Source organism: Luteibacter sp. HA06 (assembly GCF_054061215.1).
Map to the genome: position 1 here is coordinate 4,110,967 of NZ_JBSSDZ010000001.1, position 24,059 is coordinate 4,135,025.

Consider the following 24,059-nt stretch of genomic DNA (forward strand, 5'->3'; position numbering starts at 1 on the left):
CGCAGTTTCATCGTCAAAAGGAGTTGTCCGATGTCTCGTCGTTTTCTCGTTGCGTTAGTACTTTTCGCTCTTGCTGGTACCGCAGTCGCCCAGCAAACGTCGTCAAGCGCCTCCCCTGCCATTCAGCCAAATTTGAAGTGCGACACATGTGATCCAGGTGGCGGTGGCGGTGGCGGTGGTGGAACAAATCCGCCGCCTCCTCCGCCGCCCACACCATCGATTACCTCGTTTTCCGTGACGCCTTATGGATCGACCATCGAGGTTTACGCGTCGAACGGCGTTACCCTAAACCTCAACATGGCCACGAACGTCGCTACCGTGTCGAATAGCCACGTGAGCACGCAGATGTCAGTTTCTCAGGCGTTTCTTGCTGCTGCGAATGGTGACCCCAATCAGGCCGCTGCGCTCCAGTCGCGATTCCAGACATTGCTCGCCAATCCGAAGAAGACCTCGCTGCTTATCAAGGCCGGCACTGTTGTGCCATCGGCCATGAAGGTCGGTAACAACGGGATGATGGCCGCGCAGGCTGTGCTAAGTCCCAATCTGTATCCATCTCCAGGCGGCGATGGTTTTGGTTGCGACGCGGCCTATTCGTGCAACGACGTCGTCGACAGCGACTTTGGAGGTTGGGGTGGCTATAGGTTCGACTTCTGGGATTCGAATGGTGCGGGCGGTGGAACGACTACGCCGGACTACACCTATTGGAACGCCTTTCGCCAACAACACTGCGACCACAAAACATCGGACGTAGCGCAGATAACCGGCGGTAGCCTAGCCACACTTGCAAGTTGCGCAGCAGCTGAGACCGGCGTCGCGATTGCAGGATGCATTGGCGCGTACGTGGTAACGGCCGACGGCTTGTCTAGCTACTCTGAGGACAACGCTACATGCAACTCCACTTACCCGGGCCAGGGAAACTGGTAACGAAGAGGCCGTAGATGATGATCGCTATTCTGTCGTTTGATTTAACGCCGTTTCAGTGGACGATGGTCGTATGTGCAGTAATCACGGCTGCAATCATTTTTGCTTTGCTGAGGCACGTGCCTAAAACGCCGCAAACGCGACGCCTTCAGTCTATAGCAGTAGCGATCGCCTTCGTCGTAATCATTGCGACGGTCCTTGAAAAGCTAGGGTGGATACATTGATTTTTCAATAATCGTTTCGACTTAAGCCGCTCACCAGAGCGGCTTTTTCTTAGCTCAACTCGTATAAACCCTCCGTGCATCAGCACGACCCGCACACCATCAGCCGCCCACGAGGCGGTTTTTTATTGCCCAACGATCAGCAAGGAACCCCGCATGGCCCGCATGACCACCCCGAGAAAGCCGTTCCGATCCTACGTCACCGTCTTCGAACACGAGGAACGCAAGTGGGCCGAGAGATCCAGGGGAAGGCTATCGTGACCCTCAACGACCACCCGGCCATTCGGCAGCTCTTCAGTCGCTTCACATGGAGCGACCCGATCACCGCTATACCGTCGGGTGTGGCAAGGGCAAGGAGGTCGGTGAGGTGCTGATCTTCAGCTGGGACCTCGCGGCGGAGCCAGCCGGCCTTTTCTGACGCGTGGCGAGGGCGGAGCGGGTGCCTAGCTGTTCCTTGCCCGCCTTTGCCGTCCCGGGGCTGGCCTCCCGGCGATTGGGACCGCTTTGGGCAGGGCACCTATAAGGTACCCATAGCTACCCATATGGCCCCATAGCGGCCTGCCCGAGGCCGGGGCCTTTTAGGGCCCCTCAAGGGGGATTTGGCAGTTATCAAACCATGTGGCACGCCTGCTCAGACCAATCGCCGCCCTACAAAGAGCCGCGTCGCGGCCCCAAGGGCCTTGCCCCTCGCGGCTTTCCAGAAGCATCGCCGCTGAAGCGGCTCCCACAGGAGCCTGCGTGCGGACTAAAAAAAGGCCGCGATTGCTCGCGGCCTTTTCGCCGATGAATCGTTTCCCACAGAAGGCGCTGCTGCTTACGCGGCGCGTACCTTTTGCATGGCTTCGGCGTTGCGCTTCACGCCGGCCTGCAGCTCTTCGCTGTCGAAGTCGTCGACCGAGATGAACTCGGCGACGCCGTCACGCACGCGCTGGAGCAGGTCGCGCTCGGCGGCGGTGATGGCGCCGAGCTTCTCGGCTTCGACGAGCTGCTCGTTGTACGTGTGCGACTTCAGCTGGCCACCCTTGAACGCCTTCAGGAACTTGCGCTCCACCGGCTCGGCGGCGATCACGTCGGGCAGGAGCGCATTCATGCGACCCACTGTGTTGTTCGCCGTCGGAGTGAGGTAGGTCCAGGTGGTCAGGCGATCGCGGGCTTCGCTGGGCGCGGTGATCAGCGCGGCGACGCGACGGCCGAGACGATCGGACGGCGGCACTTCGCGACGACCGAACGGGAACACGAGGGCACGCAGCAGCCAGGCCACCGGACGTACCGGGAAGTTACGGATCACGCCGTCGAGCGCCATCTGCATGTTCCACACGCACTGGTGGAACGCCCAGGCCAGCAGCGGACGATCCGCTTCCGGACGACCGGTGTCTTCGTAACGCTTGAGCATCGCACTGGCGATGTACAGATACGACAGCACATCACCCAGGCGAGCCGACAGCTTTTCCTTGAACTTCAGCTTGCCGCCGAGCACACCCATCGCCACGTCGGCACACAATGCCAGCGCCGCGGAGTAACGGTTGAGCTTGCGGTAGTAGCGGCGCGTGTACGCGTCGCCAGCGGTCTCGCCGATCTTCGCGGCGGTCACGCCGAGGACGAAGCTGCGTACGGCATTCGAAAAACCGAAGCCGATGTGGCCGAACAGCGCCTTGTCGAACGTCTTCAGGCGCTCGCGGTAATCGGCGATGCCCAGGGCCTGCATTTCCTTCAGCACGTAAGGATGGCAGCGGATCGCACCCTGGCCGAAGATCATCAAGCTGCGCGTCATGATGTTCGCGCCTTCCACCGTGATGGCGATCGGCACGGACTGCCAGCCGCGACCCATGTAGTTCTTCGGGCCGAGGATGACGCCCTTGCCGCCGTGCACGTCCATCGCGTCGGACGCGATCTGGCGGCACCATTCGGTGGCGTGGTACTTGGCGATCGCCGACGGCACGGCCGGCTTCTCACCGCGATCGACAGCCGCTGCCGTGGCACGCGAGAGCGCCTGCATGGCATAGGTCAGGCCGCCGATACGCGCGAGCGCTTCTTCCACACCTTCGAAACGACCGATGGCGAGGCCGAACTGCTTGCGCATGCGCGCATACGAGCCGGTAGCGGAGACCGCCATGCGCGACGCGCCCGTTGCGTTGGAGGGCAGCGAGATAGCGCGGCCAACCGAGAGGCACTCGACCAGCATGCGCCAGCCCTGGCCGGCCATGTGCGGGCCACCGATCAACACGGACAGCGGGACGAACATGTCCTTCGCGTGCACCGGGCCGTTCTGGAACGGGGTGTTCAGCGGGAAGTGGCGACGACCGATTTCCATCCCCGGGGTTTCGCGCGGCAGCAGCGCCAGCGTGATACCGAGGTCTTCCTTCTCACCCAGCAGCTTGTCCGGGTCGTACATGCGGAATGCGAGGCCGACGATGGTCGCGACCGGTGCCAGCGTGATGTAACGCTTGTCGAAGGTCAGGCGGATACCGACGGTTTCTTCGCCGTTCCACATGCCCTTGGTGACGATGCCGAAGTCGGGGATCGAGGTCGCGTCCGAACCAGCGTAGGGGCCGGTGAGCGCGAAGCACGGGACTTCACGACCGTCGGCCAGACGCGGCAGGAAGTGGTTCTTCTGCTCGTCGCTGCCGTAGTGCATGAGCAGTTCGCCTGGTCCGAGCGAGTTCGGCACGGCGACGGTGGAAGCGAGCGTCTGCGACATGCTCGAGAGCTTCTGCAGCACGGCCGAGTGGGCCAGCGCCGAGAAACCGAGACCACCGTAGGTCTTCGGGATGATCATGCCGAAGAACTTGTTCTTCTTGATGAACTCCCACACGTTCGGCGGGAGGTCGGCCAGTTCATGGGTGATCTGCCAGTCGTCGACCATGCCGCAGAGTTCTTCGACGGGACCGTCGAGGAAGGCCTGCTCTTCCACCGAGAGTTCCGGCTTCGGCTGGCGCAGCAGTTCGGACCAGTCCGGCTTGCCCGAGAACAGCTGGCCTTCGAAGCCGACGGTGCCGGCCTCGAGCGCGGTCTGCTCGGTCTCGGAAAGCTTCGGCGTCACCTTGGCGAAGATCGACAGCAGCGGTGCACTGATCTTCTTCCGGCGGAAGTCGACCATCAGCAACGGCGCGGCGACGAGTGCCAGCAGGATCAGCACGATGACGGTGGTTACCGGCGCGCGGGCGAGCAAGCCGACGACGAGGGTCGTCACCGCGGTCGCGATGGCCCACGTGCGGAGCGACGTGCGGTGGTACGCACAGGCACCGGAGGCGATGATTGCCGCCAGTACAACCAGGATTGCAGACATCGGTGTTACCTCGTCAGGGATTGCATGAACTGTGAGATTTCGCGGGTAAACGCGTCGTTCGCATCGCCGGCCACCATGTGGGTGGCATCGGCAAGCGACACATGACGCGCGTGCGGCACGAGACGGAGAAATTCGTCGACGGTCTGGCTGGAGACGACGTCGCTGCGGCTGCCTGAAAGGAGCAGCACCGGCACCTCGACGCGTGCGGCGGCGGCGAACAGGCGCGGCTGGTACCGCTCGCTTTCCTGCACGAGGCCGTCCAGCAACGCGGGATCCCAATGCCAGCGCAGCCGGCCCTGCTCGTCCTGACGCAGCAGCGGCTTGAGTTGGGCTTCGGATTTGCGCTCGCGACGATGCGGCAGGTACGCCTCGATCGCCGAGGCCGCCTCCTCATAACTCGCGAAGCCATCCGGATGCGCGCGCATGAAGCCGAGAATACGTTCGACACCGGCGGTTTCCCAGCGCGGGGTGATGTCGACCAGGATAAGTGCCGAAAACGGGGGACGGGACGGATCGGCTTCGCCGGCGGCCATCAGGCCGAGCAGTCCACCCATCGACGCGCCGACCAGGACCGGGGGACGGCCGTCCGGCGACACCGCTTCGGCGGATACCGCGAGCAGGTCGGCGACGAACTGCTCCATGTGGTATTCGCCGCGCGGCACGCGCTCGCTCTCGCCATGGCCACGGGCATCGAAGGTGGTGGCATCGAAGCCCTGCTCAGCCAGCGTGCGCGCCGCGCCGTTCCAGGCGTGGCGCGTCTGCCCGAAGCCGTGCGCGAACACGAGCGACGGCGAACGCTCACCGGCCCAGCGCTGCGTGGCCAGTGTGATGCCATCGATCGAGATAAGGCTCGAGAAGGCGGATGTCGGGGACGTAGGGTGGGCGACCATACGGACGAGTATGTAGGGCGCGGAGAGGTGCGTCAATACGGCAGCGTACGGTCACGCAATGGCAACCAAGTCAAGGTCTTATGCAACACGCCACCGGGTGGCTGGATTGCAAACGGCGGCGTCTCGGCTACCATGCGTCGATGACCGACGGTGCCAAGAACGAACGAGTCCGCCTCTCCGCAGAAGACTGGGAAGACGGCGCCCTAGCCCTTATCGCCGAACAAGGCGTCGGCGCGCTTGCCGTGGAGGCGCTTGCCCGCCGCTTGGGCGTGACCAAAGGCAGCTTCTACTGGCACTTCCGCACGCGCGAAGCCCTGCTCCAGGCCTCGCTGGAACGCTGGGAAGAATACGGCGAACGCGAGGTTCTCGGCGAAATCGAGCGCATCGCGGATCCGCGCAAGCGCCTGCCGGAACTGTTCCGCCGCGTCGCCCACGAACTGCAGGCTCACCGGGTCTACGCGGCGCTGCTCAAGGCTCTCGACCACCCGCAGGTCGTCCCGGTCATGGCCCGGGTGTCGCAGCGTCGGATCGAATTCCTTACCTCGATGTACAAGGAAGCCGGCCTCGAGCCCGTGGTCGCCCTGCACCGTGCCCGCCTGACCTACGCGGCCTACGTCGGCTTCCTCCAGCTGAACTTCACGCTGGGCCTGCCGCGCCTGAGCCATGACGAGTTCGACGCCTATGTCGAGCACGTGATCTTTACGCTCACCCCGGCCAAGCCTGCCGCCTGAGCTGAACGGCGCGGCGCATTTTGCTGCGCCGTGCCTTGCCAATACCAACGATCGCAAACTACTGTCTCTACAGCGTTTAACTGGAGACCACAACGGATGCGTTCGTACGGAAGTTCCCTGGAAACATTGAATCGATGGGTTGACGAAGTCGCCCGACTGACGGAGCCCACCTCCGTTCGCTGGTGCGACGGCACGGACGCGGAGTACGCCGAACTCGTCCAGACAATGCTCGCCAGTGGCGATCTCCTCCCGCTCAACGAGGAGACCAACCCGCGCAGCTACCTGCATCGATCGAATCCGTCGGACGTAGCCCGCGTCGAGCACCTGACCTTCGTCTGCACGCCCGAGGAAGAAGAGGCCGGCCCCAATAACCACTGGATGGCCCCCGCCGAGGCGCACGCGAAGATCGACGCCCTGTTCGCCGGTGCCATGCGTGGCCGCACCATGTACGTCATCCCGTACTGCATGGGCCCGATCGATTCACCGTTGTCGCGTTGTGGCGTCGAGATCACCGACAGCCCCTACGTGGTCGCCAACATGCGCATCATGACGCGCATGGGCGCGCCCGCCCTGGCCCGCATCGAGCGCGAAGGCCAGTTCGTGAAGGGCCTGCACTCCACGGGCGACCTCGACCCCGAGCGTCGCTTCATCATGCATTTCCCCGAAGAGCTTTCGATCAAGTCGATTGGCTCCGGTTACGGCGGCAACGCCCTGCTCGGCAAGAAGTGCCATGCCCTGCGCATCGCCAGCCACCAGGCGCGCCGCGAAGGCTGGCTGGCCGAGCACATGCTCATTGTCGGCATCGAGAACCCGCAGGGCGAGAAACACTACATCGCTGCCGCGTTTCCGTCGGCCTGCGGCAAGACCAACCTCGCCATGCTCATCCCGACCGAGGGCTACCGCGAGGCCGGCTGGAAGGTCTGGACCGTCGGCGACGATATTTGCTGGATGACGCCGGGCGAAGATGGCCGCCTCTGGGCGATCAATCCTGAAGCCGGTTACTTCGGCGTCGCGCCGGGCACCGGAGCGAATACCAATCCCACCGCCCTGGCCACCCTCGGCCGGGATGCGATCTTCACCAATGTCGCCGTTACCGCGGACGCGCGTCCGTGGTGGGAAGGCCTGGGCGAAGGCGAGCCGGTGACCGACTGGCAGGGTCGCCCGTACGATGCGGCCAGCGGCCCCGCCGCGCACCCGAATTCCCGCTTCACCGTCAGTGCGAAACAGTGCCCGAGCTGGGCGCCGGAGTCCGAAGAGGCCGCTGGCGTGCCGATATCGGCCATCGTCTTCGGTGGCCGCCGGCCTTCGCTCGTCCCGCTGGTGTTCGAGGCGAAGGATTGGGCACATGGCGTGCTGGTCGGTGCCGCCATGGGTTCGGAAACCACGGCCGCCGCGACCGGTGCCGTCGGCGTGCTCCGTCGCGATTCCATGGCGATGAAGCCCTTCTGCGGCTACAACTTCGCCGACTACTTCGCCCACTGGCTGTCCTTCGACAAGCCCGGCGCGAAGCTGCCGCGCATCTTCCACGTGAACTGGTTCCGCAAGGACGCCGATGGCCGCTTCATGTGGCCCGGCTACGGCGAAAACCTCCGCGTGCTCGACTGGATGATCCAGCGCGTTGCGGGCAAGGCCGAGGGCGTGGAAACGCCGATCGGCGTGGTGCCGGCCAAGGGCGAGCTCAACGCCGAAGGCCTCTCGATCAAGCCGGGTTCCCTCGACGAGCTGCTTCATGTCGACGTCGAAGGCTGGACCGAGGAGCTCAACGCCATCGGCTTGTACCTCGATGGCTTCGGCGCACGCATGCCTGAACGCCTGAAAGCCGAGCGAGTGCGCGTGAGCAAGGCGCTGGAAGCGGCTGTGGAGCGCCGGGCGGCCAACGTCGCCTGATCGGGGCTGCATTGCCTGATTGGGGCTGCTTTGTGTGGGAGCCGACTTGTCGGCGATTGGCGATGCGGCTAAGCCGCTTCGTTGGCTTTTCGCCGCTGAAGCGGCTCCCACATTTTCCCTCCCCCTTAAACGCTTCTCCCCTTGCCGGCATCCAAGCTGGCAAGATGAATGCCCTATGCCTCGCCGCCACTTCCTTCATGCAGCCTGAACTGCCTGTCGCCACGTCCGACGACGATGTGGTGCGCGCTGCCGTCGGCGGCGACCGGAAGGCGTTCGAGATCCTCTACCGCAAGCATTCGGACCGGGTCTATGGCGCCATTCTTCGCCTGGCCGCGTTCGACCATGCCCGCGCGGAAGACCTGACCCAGGAAGCCTTCATCCGCGCCTGGCAGAAGCTCGACGGCTTCCGCTTCGAGAGTGCCTTCGGCACCTGGGTGTACCGGTTGGCGGTGAATGTGGCACTCATGTCCATACGCGCCCGCAACGCCGACCCCGTCAGCATCGTCGACGATGAACATCTGCCGGACATCGCCGACCTCGATAATCCCGTCCGCGCCGTGGAGCGCGACGAACTTGAAAAGGCCATCGCGGCACTACCGCCGCGGGCCCGTGCCGTCCTGGTCCTGTACGACGTGGAAGGTTGGAAACACGAGGAGATCGCCATTGAACTCGGGATGGCGGTCGGTTCCTCGAAAGCTCAGCTACACCGTGCACGCGGACTGCTCCGCCGCGCGCTGGGAGATAACTCATGAATGACCTCGATTACCTGCGCCAGATGCGCTCCCTCAACCGGCCGGTCGCGCCCCGTCGCGATCTATGGGCCGGTATTGAAGCCCGTCTCGACGAAGCACCCGTCGCCGCCGCGCCGCGCCGTCGGCGCGCGCAGCCCTGGCTGATGGCTGCGGCGATCGCCGGTGTTGCAGTACTGGGTGGCAGCATCGGACTTCATCTCGTCGCGCCCATCGGCAGCGACGGCCTGGCCAGTGCCAGTCAAACCCACTGGAAACCGACCGACCCGCGCCTCTCCGGAGCCGCGGTAGAACTCGACGCCGCGCGCATGGAGCTGACCCAGGCCATGCAGGACTCCCCCGATTCGGCCGCCCTGCAGCGTTTGCTGCTGAGGACCGAACGCCAGCGCGACCGTCTGCGTAACCTCGAAAAGCAAGCCGGCTAACATGCGATCAGCCAGGACCCCACTCATGAAAACGCTCTACATCACTCCCCTGCTGCTGGCGCTCTCGATCGGACAGGCTTTCGCCTCGACCCCGATCAACCTGTCGAAAGACATCCGGCCCAACGCGAAAGTCAGCATCGATAACGTCAAAGGCGAGGTCACCGTGACCGCCTGGGACAAGAACCAGATCCAGGTGTCCGGCACGCTGGGCGACGGCGCCCGTCCGCTGGAGATCGAAGGCAGCGACGGCAACGTGGAAATCCACGTGGACAGCGACTCCAAGGAACATTCGATGTTCAGCTGGGGCAGCGACACGCGCATGCAGCCCACCGTGCTCAACGTGCGCGTGCCGAAGGCCGTCAGCGTCGAGATCAACGTGGTCAGCGCGCCGGTCAGCATCGACGGACTCGACGGCGGCAAGGTCGAGATCAACTCGGGTCAGCGGTCGCATCCGCGGCAACCTGCGTTCGCCCGACATCAACCTGCAGACGGTCAGCGGCAGCATCGACCTCGCCGGCAGCGCCGTGAAGGCGGATCTGCAGACCGTTTCCGGCGACATCACCGCCCCCAGCGTGACCGAACGCGTCGAAGCGCAGACCGTATCCGGCCGCATGACGATCGGTGGCGGTCCCTGGAAGCAGGCCAGCTTCAGCACGGTCTCCGGCGACACGCAGATCACCGGCGGCCCGTCGCGCGACGGCAAGATCGATGTCGACTCGATGAGCGGCGACGTCCAGCTCCAGCTTCCGTCAGACACCTCGGCCAAGCTCGACGCCTCCACTTTCAGCGGCAGCATCCGCAGCGATTTCGGCAATCCGTCCAGCGAAGACGATGGTCCCGGCAAGAAACTCCGGGCCACCATCGGCGCCGGCGGCGGCAACATCCACGTCGAGTCCTTCAGCGGCGACGTAAAACTGCGCGGCCAGGGCCACTAACAGACCGGCGAGTCGCGGTGCATGGCGCACGGCGCAGAGCCTTCGGTGCCCACCCTCGCTGCTCAGACACCCCTTCGCGTTTCGTACCGGAAAGGCCGCTGCGCGGCCCATGTATCCATCTGGCCTACGGCCGCTCCACTTGTCGGGAACTCGCCTCGAGGGTGGGCACCGAAGACTCTTCCGGCCCCTGAGGTTCTTGCGGGTCGAGCCGACGAAGCAACGCCGCTTTGGCTGTTGGCTCTCCTTCCAGCTGACCGTATCGTCGTGAGAGACCTTGGTGTCCACCCTCGATGCGAGTTCCGGACAAGTGGAGCGGCCGTAGGCCAATAAGAACATGAGCCGCGGAGCGGCCTTCCTTTTCGAACGCGGAGGACTGTCTGAGCAGCGAGGGTGGGCATCAAGGTCTCCCGCCAGACGCCCCAGTGTGCGGCGAACGGGCCATCGCCGCTGAAGCGGCTCCCACATGGCCGAAGGCGAGCGCCCAACCCCCGGTAGTCCGCGAAGACCAAAAAAAACCGCCTGGATGGCGGTTTTTACAGGTCCTGGTGGTACTGGACGTAGGGTGTTCGCGACTGGTCGGGTTCGGGGCCGGCCGGGCTGCTTGGTGCGCTGCCGGAGGACCACACGTTCTGGGCACCGACGGACAACTCGCCACGCCAGGGCAGACGCCATGTCACGCCGAGATCGATCGCGCTCCAGCGGCGGTCGCCGTTGATCTGGTTGATGGCAGTCGCTTCGGGCTGCATGGTGCGACCCGTGATCAAGCCCGACAGCGGACCGCGGTCGACGCCAAAGCTCAATGCCTTCTGGTCGACCGAACCGATACCGAGCAGGTTGCCGGGTGTGAGGCGGATGCGACCGATGCTGGCGCCGAGATCGATGCCGCTGCGCGAGCCCAGGTCGACCCTGCCGTGCGCATTGAATTCGGTGCTCGACGACAACGCGGTGATCGGCAGGCCAGAGGCCGTCGCCAGGCCCGGGAGCACGCGAGGCAGTGCTGCGCCCGTGCCGGTAGGCCGGCTGGAACCGACACCCAGACCGAGGCTGTAACCGGTACCGCGATAGGTCGCGCCGACTTCACTGCCGACGATGCGCGGAGGCGCACCGGGCGAGTTGCAGAGATCGTTACGGCCCGTGGCGGAAGCGCCGCAGGATTCCACGGAATTCATCCAGCCCTGGCCGGTGATATTCGCATGAGCCTGCACGTGCGGGCCAAGGTCGTACTGGAGACCACTGGAAAGGAACGGACCGGCGTCTACCGCGTGCAGGGCAAGCGGCTGGGTAGCGTTGGTGCGATCGTCGGTCTTGAGGGCGAGCATGCGGCCGTCCGGCGCGCGCCAGAGCGGTACCGAGCCCTGCGCATTCTGGGCGTAGGCGTCCGGCTGCTGGGCCAGCAACCGGGTTGCTTCGGCGTCCGAACCCACCGGCGCGACCTGACCTGCCGCGGCGAGCGGCATCATCATCAGTAGCAAGGTGAGAAAGGAGCTCCGCATGGTCATCATATCGGCAGGTGGCTGAAATCCCCGAGGTCCCGCTTCAGCCTCGCGAGAACGGTCTCAGTGTATCGCGTTTTACGTTTTACTAACACCCCGGCGAGCCACCTTCAGTAATCCGGGAAGCTGCCGTTTATGAGCGTAGGGGGCTGTTCGGTCCAAGCTGGCGCACACCCCGTGAGACTGGCCGGCCGCGCCCCATCGCGCGGCCGCCGTAACGCATATAGACTGAACCGACCACACCGGAAACCTCGCCAGGCGATGACTATCGCTCCAACCCAAAGCCCGTCCCTGAAGGCGCCCGGTCACGGTGAAAGCACGCCGTTGCACGAGGCTGTCGAGCGGTTGCTACGGGCGGCCGAGGCCGATGTGGTCCGGAGCGAGGCGGAAGCCTTCGCCTGTCATCTCATGCCCGGCGCTCGCGTGGCCTGGCGAGGGACGGATGAGCCACGGGCCACCCACCATGCCGTGATCGAGCTCGGGACCGACCCCCAGGCCGACCGTTTCCTCGAACTGCATGTGGACTCCCCAAGCGCCGATTCGGCGGAGCTGATCGACTGGCTTGGGCGGCTCGCCTCGGTTCGCCTGAGGCAGCTCGCCGAAACCGCGAACCTTTACGAGGCGATCTCCCGCCTGGCCCTGGCCGAACGGCTTCAGCGCGCGCTCTACGCCATCGCTGAGCAGGCCGGCGCCGAGCACAACATGAAGGACATGATGAGCGCGCTCCACGGCATCGTGGGCAGCCTCATGTATGCCGAGAACTTCTTCATCGTGCTGTTCGACGCGCAGAACCGTACGGTGCGCTTTCCTTACTTCGTCGACTCACTGGATCCCGACATCCCGGATCCCGAGGGCATTCGCCCGATCGATGCGATCGAGAACTCGCTGACCTGGCATGTCCTGCAGGGCGGCAAGTCGCTCATGGGCGCGAGCGCGGAGCTGGAGAAGAACCTTCCCGGCCCGCGTGTGTCGATTGGCCCGCCCAGCGACGACTGGCTCGGCGTACCGATGAAGCGCGGCGACGATGTCGTCGGTGCCCTGGTCGTGCAGAGCTATCGGGACGACACCCGCTATACGCAGAACGATCGCGAGCTGCTGACCTACGTCGCCCAACATGTCCAGACGGCGCTGGAACGTCGCCAGGCGCACGAAGAACTCGAGCGCCGCGTCACCACGCGCACCGCGGCATTGCGCGAAGCCAATCGCGTACTGCGCCAGCAGGTGCTTCAGCGCCAGCGCGGCGAGCGCCTTCAGGCTGCGCTGTTCCGCATCGCCGAACTGGCCAATACCTCGGACAGCATCGAGAACTTCTACGCTGCCGTGCATCGCGTGATCGGTGGCCTGCTGTATGCGCGTAACTTCTATATCGCGCTGCTTTCCGAAGACCAGAACAAGCTCACCTTCCCGTATTCGGTCGACGAACTCGACGGCTCGCGCGAACCGCGCGAACTCGGCCGCGGGCTTACCGAATTCGTCCTGCGCAACGGCAAGGCACTCCTTGCCGACCGCGAGGAAATCGACCGTCTCAACCGCGACCAGGTGCTCTCCACCAGCGGCGCCCGCTCCCTGCACTGGCTGGGCGTGCCGCTGATCTGGAACGAAAAGTCGATGGGCGTGCTCGCCGTGCAGAGCTACTCGCCCGAGCACACCTACAGCGCCCGCGACCAGGAACTGCTGACCTTCGTCAGCTACCACATCGCTAATGCGCTGCAGCGCAAATACACCACCGAGTCGCTCAAGCAGGCGTATGCCAGCCTGGAGCGCCGCGTGACCGAGCGTACGCGCGCACTGGCCCTGGCCAACCGCGACCTGCGCGAACAGATCGCCGAGCGCGAGCGCGTCGAGCGCCGGCTCAAGTACGAAACTCTGCACGATTCGCTCACCGGCCTGCCTAACCGCACGCTGCTGCTGCAGCGTCTGGAGCAGGCGCTGAACCACTATCGCGAGAACCCGGCGGATCTTTTTGCCGTGCTCTTCATCGACCTGGATCGCTTCAAGGTCATCAATGATTCCGTGGGGCATCTGGTCGGCGACGACCTGCTGTTCCAGGTCGGCGGCCGCGTGCGCGCCTGCCTGAAAACGCGCGACGTAGTAGCGCGACTGGGCGGCGACGAATTCGCCGTGCTGGTCGAGGGCATCACGGATCCACAGGCGGCCACGCATATCGCCGAGCGCATCATCGCGCAGCTGCAGACGCCATTCCGCCTGGGGGCGAAGGAGATATTCACCTCCGCCTCCATCGGCATCGCGTTGCCGACACCCGAATACACACGGCCCGAAGAACTGCTACGCGACGCCGATTCGGCCATGTACCGCGCGAAGGACGAAGGTCGCCACCGCGCCGCGGTGTTCGACGATCGCCTGCGCCGCGAGGCACTGTCGCTGCTCGAACTTGAAGGCGACCTGCGCCGCGCACTCACGCGCAACGAATTCGTTCCGTTCTACCAGCCCATCGTCGATCTCGAAGACAGCCGCGTCGTCGGCTACGAAGCCCTGCTGCGCTGGCGTCACCCGGAGCGCGGCTTGCTTCCGCCCGGGGATTTCCTCTCCGTGGCCGAAGACACCGGTTGCTCGGAGGCCATCGACTGGCAGATCTTCGAACAGGTGGCTCGCCAGGTGCGCGCACTGACGCGTGACGAAGGCTTCGTCAGCATCAACGTGTCCGGCAGCCACTTCCGCTCGCCCGATCTCGATCAGCGCCTGCTCGACCTATTCGCCGAACACGGCGTGCCGGCACGCTGCGTCCGCGTGGAAGTGACCGAACGCGCGCTGCTGGAGAATCCCGCACAGGTCAAACGCATTCTCGAAAACCTGCGTGACCATGGTGTGGGTATCGCGCTGGACGATTTCGGCACGGGCTACTCGTCGCTGAGCTACCTGCATCAGTATCCGATCGAAACGCTGAAGATCGACCGCTCTTTCGTGATCGAACTGCCGTCCGAAGACACCGACACCGATGCGCACAGCACCGCGGTGGTCCGGGCGATCCAGGCGCTGGCCAACTCGTTGCGCATGCAGGTCATCGCCGAAGGCATCGAGACCGAGTCACAGATGCGCGCCCTGCGCCGCATCGGCTGCCGCTTCGGCCAGGGCTTCCTGTTCGCCCAGCCCCAGCCGGCAAGCAAGTGGCTGGCTGCGCCGCTGTCGCTCGACGCCTAGAAAGCCCAGCTCTTGCCTACTATTGCAGGGTCGAGGGGGACGGCGGGGTTTCCGCCTGGGTTAGCAGGCGCTCTGCATCGACGCGATCGAATACGTAGCGCGTGGCGCAGAACTCGCAGATCACTTCGATCTCGCCGTTGCGATCGTCCAGTGTCTCTTCCACCTCGGTACGGCCCAGCGCACGCAGCATGCCTTCCACGCGCTCCTGCGAGCAGGTGCAGCCGAAGGAGAGGCCCTTCGCCTCGTAAACGCTCACGGTTTCCTCGTGATACAGCCGATAAAGCAGCTCTTCCGGCCGGATCGACAGCATCTCGGAACTGCTCAGCGTATCGGTGAGCATCCCGACGCGCGCCCAGGCATCGTCGTCATCCTCGGCCGCGCTGTGACCACCCTCGCCCGCGATCGGCTGCAGCATCAACCCGACAGCATGGTCGGCGTTGGCCGCGAGCAGGATGCGCGCCGGCAGCTGCTCGGAGCGCTCGAAGTAATTTTCCAGCGCCTTCGCGATCGACGGCTCGTCCAGATCCACGACGCCCTGGTAGCGACCGCGGTCCACCTGGCCAATGGTGATGGCGAGCAACGCGTTCGGTAGCTCGTTCAGATGCAGCGCCGGCGGCATGCTGTCAGCGTCGAAGCGTGCCAGGCCGCGCAGGTGCCCCTGGTCGGTGCACTCGGCGAAAAGCAGACGCAGCGCGCCCTCGCTCTTGAACTCGAGCGACAGGGAGCCGTCGAACTTTATATTGCCGGTGAGTAGCGCGCTTGCTGCCGCCGCTTCGCCAAGCGTATTGCGAATGTCCGAGGGGTAGTCGCCGCGCGAGGCGATTTCGCGCCAGCTCGCGCCCAGCCGGACCAGCACGCCACGCACGCCCGCCTTCTCGAGCATGAAGCGGTGCAATACGTCTTCGGACGACAGGTTTTCGACGATCGAATCGGTCACGGTGGCCTCCTGGTGATCCGACGAAAGATGGGGCCGTTCCGGCGCACCGACAAGCCCGGCACGCGCGAGGCCCCCTATACTGCGCCATCCTTTGCCACAGCGCTGCCATGAGCCCGACGACCCGCTCGCTGCCGATCCGCATTGCCCGCTTCGTCGGTCTGGCAGTCCTTGCCTGGATCGCCCTGTCGTGGCTGGTCGTGTTCATGCTGCGCTTCGTGCCGCCCTGGACCAGCGCCATGATGATGGAGCGCCGCGTCGAGGCCTTCGTCTCCCGCGAGCCGGACTTCACGTTTCGCCACCGCTGGGTGTCTGCAGATGCCGTGTCGCCCGAGGTTGGCCTGGCCATGGTCGCCGGCGAGGACCAGAAATTCCCCTTCCACCATGGCTTCGACATCGATGCGATCCAGGACGCGATCCAGGACGCGATCGACGCGTCTGACGAAGGCAAGCGCCTGCGCGGTGCCAGCACGATCAGCCAGCAGGTGGCGAAGAATCTCTTCCTGTGGAACGGCCGCAGCTTCATCCGCAAGGGCTTGGAGGCGTACTTCACCGTGGTCATCGAAGCGACGTGGCCGAAGCGCCGGATCCTCGAGGTTTACATGAATATCGTGGAGCTGGGTAACGGCGTGTACGGGGTCGGGGCGGCCAGCGACGTCTTCTATCACACCCCACCGGATCGCCTTGGCGTGATCCAGGCGGCACGCCTGGCGGCCGTACTGCCGAACCCGCGTCGGTTCCGCGTGGACGCGCCAAGCGCCTATGTGCAGAAGCGCACGGCCTGGATCGCCCAACAGATGGGCCAGCTCGGCGGCCCTGCCTACCTCACCCGGCCCGCGCCTGTCGCCGGCCGCGTTCGCTGAAGGACCCTCATGACGTTTTCGCTCGCCATCGTCGTTCCCGCCTATAACGAAAGCGACGTTATCGACACCTTCCACGCGCGCCTGGGCGACGTGCTGGACGGTATCGACGCAACCGCCCGGGTGATCTACGTGGACGACGGTAGCAGTGACGACACCTGGGAGAAGCTGGGTGCGATCGCCGGCAACGACGGCCGCGCCACGGCCCTGCGCCTGTCACGCAACTTCGGCAAGGAAGCCGCCATGACGGCGGGCCTGGACGCCGCCGACGCCGATGCCGTCGTGGTCATTGATGCCGATCTGCAGGACCCGCCCGAGCTGATTCCGACGTTGGTCGCGCGCTGGCAGGAAGGTTTCGACGTGGTTTACGCGACGCGCGGCGAACGCGACGGCGAGACGCGCTTCAAGAAATTTACCTCCGCCGCCTTTTACCGCGTCATGGAGCGACTCTCCGACACACCCCTGCCGCGCGACACGGGCGATTTCCGGCTGCTTTCCCGGCGCGCGGTAGCCGCCCTGGGTGGCCTCCGCGAGCGGCAACGCTTCATGAAGGGCCTCTTCGCCTGGATCGGCTACCGGCAGACCGCCGTCACCTACCATCGCGACGCCCGCTATGCGGGCGCGACCAAGTGGAACTACTGGCGCCTGGGCAACCTCGCCATCGAAGGCATCACCTCGTTTTCGGCAGCGCCGTTGCGCGTGGCCACCTGGGTTGGCCTCATGGCGGCCGTGCTCGCCTTCCTTTATGGCATCTGGGTGTTGCTGAAAGTGTTGTTCTGGGGCGACCCGGTGCGGGGCTACCCCACCCTCATGGTGGTGATCCTGTTCCTGGGCGGCATCCAGCTGCTCGCCCTGGGCGTGATCGGCGAGTACGTCGGTCGCACCTACAACGAGACCAAGCGGCGCCCGCTCTATTACGTCGACTCCCGTCACGGCAGCGAGCCGCCTTTCACCTGAGCATGACTCCGGAACACGGCAAGCGGCGGTACACTGCGTTATCGCGGCGACGCGCCGCCTCCACCCGGAGAGTCGAGCATGCAGCAGGTCAAGCATCTCCTTGAATCCAAGGGCAAGGAAGTCTACGCGGTGGCGCCCGACGCGTCGGTCTATGAAGCGATTCAGCAGATGGCCGACAAGAATGTCGGCGCGCTGGTCGTCCTCAAGGGCAGCGAACTGGTCGGGATCGTTTCCGAACGCGATTACGCCCGCAAGGTCATCCTGAAAGACAAGTCGTCACGCGACACCCCGGTAGCCGACATCATGACGCCCTCCGTCATCACGGTGTCGACGAGCGCGACGGTGGACGAGTGCATGCGCCTGTGCACGGACAGCCGGTTGCGCCACCTGCCGGTACGCGACGGCGACCGCGTGGTCGGTGTCATTTCCATCGGCGACCTGGTGAAGGCGGTGATCTCCGAGCAGAAGCAGACGATCAACCAGCTCGAGAGCTATATCACCAGCTAGGTGTCCTTCGCGGCCGACTCAGGCAGGAGGTCGGGCGACGTTGCCGCCCGGCGGGCCACGATCGTGGCCACGCCGCAGAGCGCTGCGCTGATCAGGCCCAGCCCCGCAATGCCCACGCCCACGCCGCGCAGCGCGGTGAGCGCCGTCGTGACCAGCAGGTCGCCGAAGCGCCACACGGTCGTCTCGATGAAGTTCTTGCCCTTGTAGCGCGCGTCACGCGGCATGCGTGTGTAGAGGGAGTCGGATGCCGGCTTGGTCATGCCGTAGGTCATTCCCCGCGTACCGATCTGCACGATGGTCAGCAACGAGATCACCGACCCGAACACCGCGATGTCAGCCGGCCCGTAGATGGCCAGCAGGGCTAGCAAGACGAAGTTGACTAGTGTGGGCAGCACCATCGCCCAGAGCGTGCCCAGGCCACGGAGAATCAGCGGCGTGACGGTCAGCTGCAACAGGGCGCCGAAGCCATTGATCGCAAGGTCGAGATCCGCGTAGAACGCGGTACGCGCAGCGATGCCGGGGTAATGCACCTTCGTATAGTCCGCCATGAGCGCATAGGCCAGGGTGGCAATGCCATCGCTGAGCAACATGAGGATAGCCATGTAGCGCAGGAACGGCTGGGCGAAGGCGGCCTTCGCGCCATCAAGGGGGGAACCACCTACCGCTGCGCCGCCACTCGTATCGTTGGCCGTGCGTCCGGTGGTAACGGCCAGCAGCAGGCCCAGCGCGATCAACACCGATGTCGCCGACACCAGAAGCAGCGCGGGCACCCCGATCCGCGCGACGAGCAGGGACGTCATCAGGGGCCCGGCAAGGGCCCCGGCCATGCCACCGAACGCGATGAACGGGAACATCAGTCGCGCCTGCGCGCTCCGGTAGATGTCCGCCATGAAGCTCCAGAACAGGGACACGACGAACAGGTTGAACACGCTCACCCAGACGAAGAACACCCGACCCAGGGCCACCGCGCCGATCCGATCCTGGGCGACGAACGCAGGAATGAATCCGACGAGGCAGGCGGCGAAGAACAGATAGCTGCCCAGCAACACGCGTTTGCGTGGAAAGCGCGAGACGAGCCAGCCGAACACGGGCGTCAGCGCGAGCATGACGACCAGCACGATGGTGTAGAACACGGGCAGCGAAGACGACCCCGCAGCGCCTATCAACTGGTCGCGGACCGGCCGGATCACGTAGTAGGAGGTCATCACGAAGAAGAACGCGATGATGGAAAGGGCCAGGGTCATGCCCTCGCCCAGGGCGGCGTGTCGACGTGTGTTCACAGGTGGCCGACTTGATCCGGGGGAGGCTGTCAAAAGCCTAGCACGGCCCGGTGGCGCCTCACTGCCGCCGCTCCTGTGGGAGCCGATTCATCGGCGATCGGGCGTTGCGGCTTCACTGCTCCGTTGGCTTTTCGCCGCTGAAGCGGCTCCCACATTTACCTTTTCGCCGATGAATCGGCTCCTACATGGTTTATGAATCGGCGTTGTTCCCAGCCGGGAAGTAAAAGACAATGACCCTGATGACGATCAGCGCGCTGACGTCCCCCTTTCCGCGGCGTGTCCCCTACGCCTCGACCCGCGAGATAAGCATGTCGTTTCGTTCCGCTTCCCTGCTCGCTTGCGCCATCGCCTGCGCCGTCGCCGCTCCCTTCGCCATGGCTGCACCGCCGCCCCCGCAGAAGCCGCCGGTGGTCCACGTCGACCCCGAGTCCGCCAAACTGCCCCCCGAGCGGATCAAGCAGACCGTCGAAGACTACAAACGCTGGCTCGACTCCGCCGAGGCACGCGATGCCGCGCCGGCGCTCGTCACGGCGGTCATCGTGGACGACAAGGTCGTCTATGAACGCGCCATCGGCTACGCCAACGCAAAAACGAAAGAACCTGCCACCCCGGAAACCGTGTTCCGCCTGGCATCGCTGTCGAAAGCCTTTGCCACCGGCGTCACCGCCGTACTCGTGCGCGAGGGCTTCCTCAGCTGGGACACCAAGCTGATCGACACCATCCCCTACTTCAAGCTCAAGGACATGGAGGCCGCACAGCAGGCCACGGTCCGCGACATCCTCGGCCAGCGTCTGGGCCTGCCGCGCAACACCTACGACAACATGCTCGAAGCCGACATGCCGTACGAGGAACTCGTGCGCAAGCTGGACGAAGTAGACCTCTCCTGCAAGGTCGGCTCCTGCTACGGCTACCAGAACGTCGCCTTCAGCATGATCGGCGACGTGATCTACGCCACCACCGGCGATTATTTCTTTCGCCAGGTGGAGCGCCGCATTTTCGCGCCGCTCGGCATGACCACCGCCAGCTACGGCCGCGACGCGCTCGAGGCAAGCAAGAGCTGGGCTCGCCCGCACCGCGGTGGTCCGCATAACTGGATTCCCTACGAGCCGAACGACAGCTACTACCGCGTTGCTCCCGCCGCCGGCGTCAACGCCAGCCTGCGCGACATGGAGCAGTGGCTGATGGCGCAGATGGGCGGTCGCCCCGACGTGCTCCCCACGCCCTCCCTGGACGTGCTGCACGCGCCCGGCGTCGCGACCCCGTCGGAAGTGCACTCGCTACCCTGGCGCCACGCCCGGGTCACTGACGCGCACTACGCGCTGGGCTGGCGCGTCTTCAAGTACGCCAACGAAGACCTGATCTTCCATGCAGGCGCCGTCTCCGGCTACCGCACGATGATCGGCTTCTTCCCGAAGTACCACGCTGGCGTGGTGACGATGTGGAACGGCGCAGGTCCGATTCCCGCCGGCCTGATGCCGATGGTCTTCGACGATCTCCTCGGCCTGAACCACGTGGACTGGGCGGGCGTCGAGGGATCCGTACACACGGCATCTGCGGCTGCACCTTCGAAGAAAGCCGCCACGACGAAGAAGGCGGCTGCGTCCAAGAAGGCCGCGCCCGCCAAGTCGACGACGAAAAAGAAAAAGAAGCCCTGAGAGCTCCGTTCGATAGGACAGCCGCTGCGCGGCTCATGTGACCAGCGGCGTTCGCCGCCGCACGCAGCTGTTGTAGGAGCCGCTTCAGCGGCGAACCCTCAGGACCTCGCGCTTGCGAATGAGGCCTTGCGATGATGAGGCGAGCGGTTGGAGCGCCGGCACAACGTGAGGCAACGCCTCATTCGCGAAATCATCGGTGAGGTGTTCGCCGCTGAAGCGGCTCCCACAATAGACATGGGGCGCGCAGCGACCTTTCTTTGCCGATGAAGCGGCTCCTACGGAAAACAAGAAGGCCGCGATTGCTCGCGGCCTTCTTCGCCGATGCATCGGCTCCTACTGAATCGACTGCTTACCTGCCCAGGTTGAACTGCAACCGTCGGCGGAGGGTGACGGCAATCGCCTCGCCGTTTCGGGTGGCCGGCTTGAATTCCCATTTGCTCACCGCGTCGATCGCCGAGCGGTCGAAGACGTGCTTGGGCTGTGCGTCGACCACCGAGACGTTGCCGACGGCGCCATCGGCGCCCACGGTCATCTCGACGTCCACCCAGCCTTCCTGGTTCGCACGCATGGCGGCCGTCGGGTAACGCGGGTTCACCTGGCGGATCAGGACAGCATCGCTGATCGACTCGTCGGTCGCGGCACGAGCCGCGGGACGCGGTGCCGCTGCGACGGGTGCAGCAGCGACAGGAGCGGCGGCAGCGACACGTGCAGCCTGCTCACGCGCTACCTGCTGACGCTGTGCCTCGGCGGCGGCCGTGGCCTGCTGCTCGGCCTGCAGCTTCGCGGCATTGGTCGCGTTCTGCTGGGCCAGCTGCTGGGCCTTCTGCGTATCGACCGCCTGCTGCTGCTCACGGTCCAGCGTCTTGCGCTGGGCGTCGAGCTTGGAACGCAGGATGGTCAGCGTGTAGTTCTCCGGATCGGCCTTGGCGAGCAGGTCGATCTCGCGCTGCGCTTCGTTGAAATCGCGCTGGTTGATCGTCTGCTCGGTCGCGGCGGCGCCGTAGGAGAAGGTTTCGCGCAGGGCGTCGGCGGCAACGGGGTTACCCGGCTGCTTCTGCAACACCTTCATATAGAACTCGAAAGCGTTATTACCTGCCGGCGCCACGAGGCGCTGCTCGTTCATTGCCGTGCGGGCTTCGGCCAGCAGCTGGTCGGTGCTGAGCGCATCGACGTTGGCCGGGGTGTCGCGCCTGGTGCCCGGCGTGGTCGCCGCGGCGGTCGCCGGTACGACGCCAGCGTTAGCGTCTTTATAAGGCTTGATGATAAGGAACCAGGCCGCGACTGCCAGCGCCAGAACAATGGCGATGACCGTAAGTGTCACGGGATTGACGGCGCCGCGCGCGTAATGGCGCGAAGAAATGCGTTGACGATTATCCATGGCGGTCGAAAGCGGACTCCGCATAGCGCGCGCCCCCTGATGGCTTGACGCGAAGAACCCCCCGTCCTCCGCAGCGCGATGTGGCGACAAGGTAACCGTAATGGGCGCGTGAATCCAGCGCGGCGGTCTAGGAGGTTTTCCGGGGGCAAGAAACCGCGGCCCGGAAATGAATAACCCCGGCAGTGCCGGGGTCAAGGTTTCGAAGTGTCTCCCCGCGCTGGGCACCGCGGGGAGATAATTCGTAACGAGCTTTCTTATTGGAAGGTGAAGCTTATTACTTAGCGGCCTTCGGGGCCTTGGCAGCACGCGGTGCCTTGGCCGGCTTGGCAGCCTTGGTGGCGCGAACGACCTTGGCCGCAGCAACCTTCTTCGAAGCAGCCTTGCGCGGCGCGGCGGCCTTGCGCGGAGCTGCCTTACGGGCAGTCTTCTTTACGGAAGACTTCTTGACGGCCTTCTTGACGGCCTTCTTGGCAGCTACCTTCTTGACGGCAGCCTTGCGGGCGACCTTCTTGACAGCAGCCTTCTTGGCCGGCGACTTGCGGGTCGCAGCCTTCTTGACCGCGACCTTACGGGTCGAGGCCTTCTTTGCCGGCGACTTGCGCGCGGCGGTCTTCTTCACGGTGGATTTCTTCGTCGCCTTTTTGGCGGCGGACTTCTTGGCAGTGGCTTTCTTGGCAGTGGCCATGGTTCGTCTCAGCTCCTCATCAGTTGGCAGTGGTTGCCCAGTAAAAGCATGAAGGAACGCTTCAACCAGCAGATCGCTGTTCGTTGCGTGCCTTAAATTGTTCACCTGGCGGCGAGTACGTTCATCGGAAAGCAGTCGAAGTACATGCAACGGAATGGAGACAGTGATCTTGCGAACCGCCCCCGCTTTGTTGCCGTGTTCGACGTACGGCCTGATGAATTTTCCTAATTCCATATCGGGTTCCCCGTCAATTGGTGCAAAAGCTATTCCTGAACATATCCGCTGTCAATAAACTTTGGCTATGAATTGAAGACCTTGCGGGTGCATATCTGTTCGACTGGTGACCTCTCGGGGTGCGTGATGAGAGGTTATTCGTTACGTCAGGAACGGAATGGACATCCGAAATAAAAAATACCCGCGCAGTAAAACGGTTCAGCAAATAGCTTAAATAAAGATGTTTTTTCGTTCGTCGCCGCGAACAATGGATCGACGACAGACGACGACGCGAGAAAAAAGAGGCGCTCTCCGACACGACCTGTCGGGGGCGATTTCGCGGATGAACGGAGTTCGACTGAGGGTAAAAAAAAATTTCGCCGAAGGGCCGTTCCGGACAAAAAAATGCCGGTCGAGGACGACCGGCATACAGATTGAACGTGCCGAACCGGATCAGTGGTCGTCGTTCTCGGCAACTTCGGCGTACTCGTCGGCCGTCAACAAACCGTCGAGTTCGGACTTGTCACTGAGCTTCAACTTGAAGATCCAGCCGTCACCGAACGCGTCTTCGTTGATCGTTTCCGGCTTGTCGCTGAGGACGGTGTTGACCTCGGTGATTTCACCCGAGACCGGCGCGTAGATATCCGACGCGGCCTTGACCGACTCGACGACGGCGACGCCGTTGCCGGCCTGGACGCTCGAACCGACTTCCGGCAGTTCGACGTAGACCAGATCGCCCAACGCGCCCTGCGCGTGGTCGGAGATGCCGACGGTGACCGTGCCGTCGTCCTCGATGCGCACCCACTCGTGGGTCTTCTGGAATTTCAGGTCGCCGGGAATTTCTTTATCGCTCATGGGGCTGCTCCTCGATGTCACGGGACGGGGTGCGGGTG

20 protein-coding genes are annotated in these 24,059 nt (G+C 64.3%); 11 read left to right on the forward strand and 9 right to left on the reverse strand.

Translation table 11 applies throughout. The features are described 5' to 3' along the window. Nucleotides 1–30 precede the first annotated feature (30 nt). The gene (locus ACVWWJ_RS19025; RefSeq protein ID WP_456969071.1) at nt 31–924 is read left to right on the forward strand and encodes a hypothetical protein; all 894 of its coding nucleotides are present in this window, start codon (nt 31–33) and stop codon (nt 922–924) included. A gap of 1,032 nt (nt 925–1,956) precedes the next feature. Here the strand turns inward: ACVWWJ_RS19025 and ACVWWJ_RS19030 are convergent. Continuing rightward, nucleotides 1,957–4,428 carry an acyl-CoA dehydrogenase gene (locus ACVWWJ_RS19030; RefSeq protein ID WP_159895375.1) on the reverse strand — a complete coding sequence of 824 codons (2,472 nt, stop codon included), beginning with the start codon at nt 4,426–4,428 and terminating at the stop codon, nt 1,957–1,959. Nucleotides 4,429–4,433: 5 nt separating this feature from the next. Then, nucleotides 4,434–5,318 carry an alpha/beta fold hydrolase gene (locus tag ACVWWJ_RS19035; protein WP_456969738.1) on the reverse strand — a complete coding sequence of 295 codons (885 nt, stop codon included), beginning with the start codon at nt 5,316–5,318 and terminating at the stop codon, nt 4,434–4,436. A gap of 140 nt (nt 5,319–5,458) precedes the next feature. Here ACVWWJ_RS19035 and ACVWWJ_RS19040 point away from each other — a divergent pair, with 140 nt between their 5' ends. From ACVWWJ_RS19040 to ACVWWJ_RS19055, 4 genes are all read left to right on the forward strand, one after another. Beyond that, nucleotides 5,459–6,049 (forward strand): TetR/AcrR family transcriptional regulator, encoded by a 591-nt coding sequence (locus ACVWWJ_RS19040; protein ID WP_159895401.1) that lies wholly within the window; start codon nt 5,459–5,461, stop codon nt 6,047–6,049. Between the two features lie 96 nt (nt 6,050–6,145). Beyond that, on the forward strand, nt 6,146–7,936 hold the full coding sequence (locus ACVWWJ_RS19045; RefSeq protein WP_456969072.1) for a phosphoenolpyruvate carboxykinase (GTP): 1,791 nt from the start codon (nt 6,146–6,148) through the stop codon (nt 7,934–7,936). A gap of 197 nt (nt 7,937–8,133) precedes the next feature. Beyond that, the gene (locus ACVWWJ_RS19050; RefSeq protein ID WP_159895403.1) at nt 8,134–8,688 is read left to right on the forward strand and encodes a sigma-70 family RNA polymerase sigma factor; all 555 of its coding nucleotides are present in this window, start codon (nt 8,134–8,136) and stop codon (nt 8,686–8,688) included. Continuing rightward, nucleotides 8,685–9,110, forward strand: coding sequence for a hypothetical protein (locus ACVWWJ_RS19055; RefSeq protein ID WP_159895381.1), 426 nt, complete (start codon nt 8,685–8,687; stop codon nt 9,108–9,110). The genes ACVWWJ_RS19050 and ACVWWJ_RS19055 overlap by 4 nt, the downstream gene beginning before the upstream one ends. Nucleotides 9,111–9,146: 36 nt before the next feature. Here ACVWWJ_RS19055 and ACVWWJ_RS19060 read toward each other — a convergent pair whose 3' ends face one another. Then, complete coding sequence (locus ACVWWJ_RS19060) at nt 9,147–9,509, reverse strand: hypothetical protein (protein ID WP_456969074.1); 363 nt, start codon at nt 9,507–9,509, stop codon at nt 9,147–9,149. An 83-nt stretch (nt 9,510–9,592) separates the two neighbouring features. On the opposite strand from ACVWWJ_RS19060, the gene ACVWWJ_RS19065 reads away from it, so the two are divergent. Then, nucleotides 9,593–10,045, forward strand: coding sequence for a DUF4097 family beta strand repeat-containing protein (locus ACVWWJ_RS19065; protein ID WP_456969739.1), 453 nt, complete (start codon nt 9,593–9,595; stop codon nt 10,043–10,045). A gap of 533 nt (nt 10,046–10,578) precedes the next feature. Here the strand turns inward: ACVWWJ_RS19065 and ACVWWJ_RS19070 are convergent. Continuing rightward, on the reverse strand, nt 10,579–11,538 hold the full coding sequence (locus ACVWWJ_RS19070; RefSeq protein WP_456969075.1) for a hypothetical protein: 960 nt from the start codon (nt 11,536–11,538) through the stop codon (nt 10,579–10,581). A gap of 261 nt (nt 11,539–11,799) precedes the next feature. Here ACVWWJ_RS19070 and ACVWWJ_RS19075 point away from each other — a divergent pair, with 261 nt between their 5' ends. Beyond that, nucleotides 11,800–14,697, forward strand: coding sequence for a bifunctional diguanylate cyclase/phosphodiesterase (locus tag ACVWWJ_RS19075; protein WP_456969076.1), 2,898 nt, complete (start codon nt 11,800–11,802; stop codon nt 14,695–14,697). Nucleotides 14,698–14,716: 19 nt separating this feature from the next. On the opposite strand, the gene hslO is transcribed toward ACVWWJ_RS19075, so the two are convergent. Then, a complete protein-coding gene (hslO, locus tag ACVWWJ_RS19080) occupies nt 14,717–15,634 on the reverse strand; it encodes an Hsp33 family molecular chaperone HslO (RefSeq protein ID WP_159895389.1) in 918 nt (305 codons plus the stop codon). Nucleotides 15,635–15,741: 107 nt separating this feature from the next. Between hslO and mtgA the strand changes: the two genes are divergently transcribed. From mtgA to ACVWWJ_RS19095, 3 genes are all read left to right on the forward strand, one after another. Beyond that, nucleotides 15,742–16,494: a monofunctional biosynthetic peptidoglycan transglycosylase gene (gene mtgA, locus ACVWWJ_RS19085; RefSeq protein WP_456969077.1), complete on the forward strand. Its 753-nt coding sequence runs from the start codon at nt 15,742–15,744 to the stop codon at nt 16,492–16,494. Nucleotides 16,495–16,503: 9 nt separating this feature from the next. Beyond that, complete coding sequence (locus ACVWWJ_RS19090) at nt 16,504–17,448, forward strand: glycosyltransferase family 2 protein (protein WP_456969078.1); 945 nt, start codon at nt 16,504–16,506, stop codon at nt 17,446–17,448. Nucleotides 17,449–17,526: 78 nt separating this feature from the next. Then, the gene (locus ACVWWJ_RS19095) at nt 17,527–17,955 is read left to right on the forward strand and encodes a CBS domain-containing protein (RefSeq protein WP_456969079.1); all 429 of its coding nucleotides are present in this window, start codon (nt 17,527–17,529) and stop codon (nt 17,953–17,955) included. Here ACVWWJ_RS19095 and ACVWWJ_RS19100 read toward each other — a convergent pair. Continuing rightward, a complete protein-coding gene (locus ACVWWJ_RS19100) occupies nt 17,952–19,235 on the reverse strand; it encodes an NTP/NDP exchange transporter (protein ID WP_456969080.1) in 1,284 nt (427 codons plus the stop codon). The genes ACVWWJ_RS19095 and ACVWWJ_RS19100 overlap by 4 nt on opposite strands. Before the next feature lie 308 nt (nt 19,236–19,543). Between ACVWWJ_RS19100 and ACVWWJ_RS19105 the strand changes: the two genes are divergently transcribed. Further along, the gene (locus ACVWWJ_RS19105; RefSeq protein WP_456969081.1) at nt 19,544–20,890 is read left to right on the forward strand and encodes a serine hydrolase domain-containing protein; all 1,347 of its coding nucleotides are present in this window, start codon (nt 19,544–19,546) and stop codon (nt 20,888–20,890) included. A gap of 349 nt (nt 20,891–21,239) precedes the next feature. On the opposite strand, the gene ACVWWJ_RS19110 is transcribed toward ACVWWJ_RS19105, so the two are convergent. From ACVWWJ_RS19110 to gcvH, 3 genes are all read right to left on the reverse strand, one after another. Continuing rightward, nucleotides 21,240–22,268, reverse strand: a complete 1,029-nt coding sequence (locus tag ACVWWJ_RS19110; protein ID WP_456969082.1) for an energy transducer TonB — start codon at nt 22,266–22,268, stop codon at nt 21,240–21,242. A gap of 274 nt (nt 22,269–22,542) precedes the next feature. Continuing rightward, nucleotides 22,543–23,187, reverse strand: a complete 645-nt coding sequence (gene metJ / locus ACVWWJ_RS19115) for a met regulon transcriptional regulator MetJ (protein ID WP_159895399.1) — start codon at nt 23,185–23,187, stop codon at nt 22,543–22,545. Between the two features lie 432 nt (nt 23,188–23,619). Continuing rightward, entirely contained in the window at nt 23,620–24,021 is a 402-nt protein-coding gene (gcvH, locus tag ACVWWJ_RS19120) for a glycine cleavage system protein GcvH (protein WP_159896415.1), read from the reverse strand. Between the last annotated feature and the right edge of the window lie 38 nt (nt 24,022–24,059).

Bases quoted from the DNA above. Each gene is read 5' to 3' on its own strand.
- ACVWWJ_RS19040 (WP_159895401.1), top strand. From the start codon at position 5,459: ATGACCGACGGTGCCAAGAACGAACGAGTCCGCCTCTCCGCAGAAGAC.
- ACVWWJ_RS19030 (WP_159895375.1), bottom strand. From the start codon at position 4,428: ATGTCTGCAATCCTGGTTGTACTGGCGGCAATCATCGCCTCCGGTGCC.
- ACVWWJ_RS19105 (WP_456969081.1), top strand. From the start codon at position 19,544: ATGTCGTTTCGTTCCGCTTCCCTGCTCGCTTGCGCCATCGCCTGCGCC.
- ACVWWJ_RS19075 (WP_456969076.1), top strand. From the start codon at position 11,800: ATGACTATCGCTCCAACCCAAAGCCCGTCCCTGAAGGCGCCCGGTCAC.
- ACVWWJ_RS19070 (WP_456969075.1), bottom strand. From the start codon at position 11,538: ATGCGGAGCTCCTTTCTCACCTTGCTACTGATGATGATGCCGCTCGCC.
- gcvH (WP_159896415.1), bottom strand. From the start codon at position 24,021: ATGAGCGATAAAGAAATTCCCGGCGACCTGAAATTCCAGAAGACCCAC.
- metJ (WP_159895399.1), bottom strand. From the start codon at position 23,187: ATGGAATTAGGAAAATTCATCAGGCCGTACGTCGAACACGGCAACAAA.
- ACVWWJ_RS19050 (WP_159895403.1), top strand. From the start codon at position 8,134: ATGCAGCCTGAACTGCCTGTCGCCACGTCCGACGACGATGTGGTGCGC.
- ACVWWJ_RS19055 (WP_159895381.1), top strand. From the start codon at position 8,685: ATGAATGACCTCGATTACCTGCGCCAGATGCGCTCCCTCAACCGGCCG.
- ACVWWJ_RS19110 (WP_456969082.1), bottom strand. From the start codon at position 22,268: ATGGATAATCGTCAACGCATTTCTTCGCGCCATTACGCGCGCGGCGCC.
- ACVWWJ_RS19095 (WP_456969079.1), top strand. From the start codon at position 17,527: ATGCAGCAGGTCAAGCATCTCCTTGAATCCAAGGGCAAGGAAGTCTAC.
- ACVWWJ_RS19025 (WP_456969071.1), top strand. From the start codon at position 31: ATGTCTCGTCGTTTTCTCGTTGCGTTAGTACTTTTCGCTCTTGCTGGT.
- ACVWWJ_RS19045 (WP_456969072.1), top strand. From the start codon at position 6,146: ATGCGTTCGTACGGAAGTTCCCTGGAAACATTGAATCGATGGGTTGAC.
- ACVWWJ_RS19090 (WP_456969078.1), top strand. From the start codon at position 16,504: ATGACGTTTTCGCTCGCCATCGTCGTTCCCGCCTATAACGAAAGCGAC.
- ACVWWJ_RS19035 (WP_456969738.1), bottom strand. From the start codon at position 5,318: ATGGTCGCCCACCCTACGTCCCCGACATCCGCCTTCTCGAGCCTTATC.
- ACVWWJ_RS19060 (WP_456969074.1), bottom strand. From the start codon at position 9,509: ATGCTGACCGGCGCGCTGACCACGTTGATCTCGACGCTGACGGCCTTC.
- mtgA (WP_456969077.1), top strand. From the start codon at position 15,742: ATGAGCCCGACGACCCGCTCGCTGCCGATCCGCATTGCCCGCTTCGTC.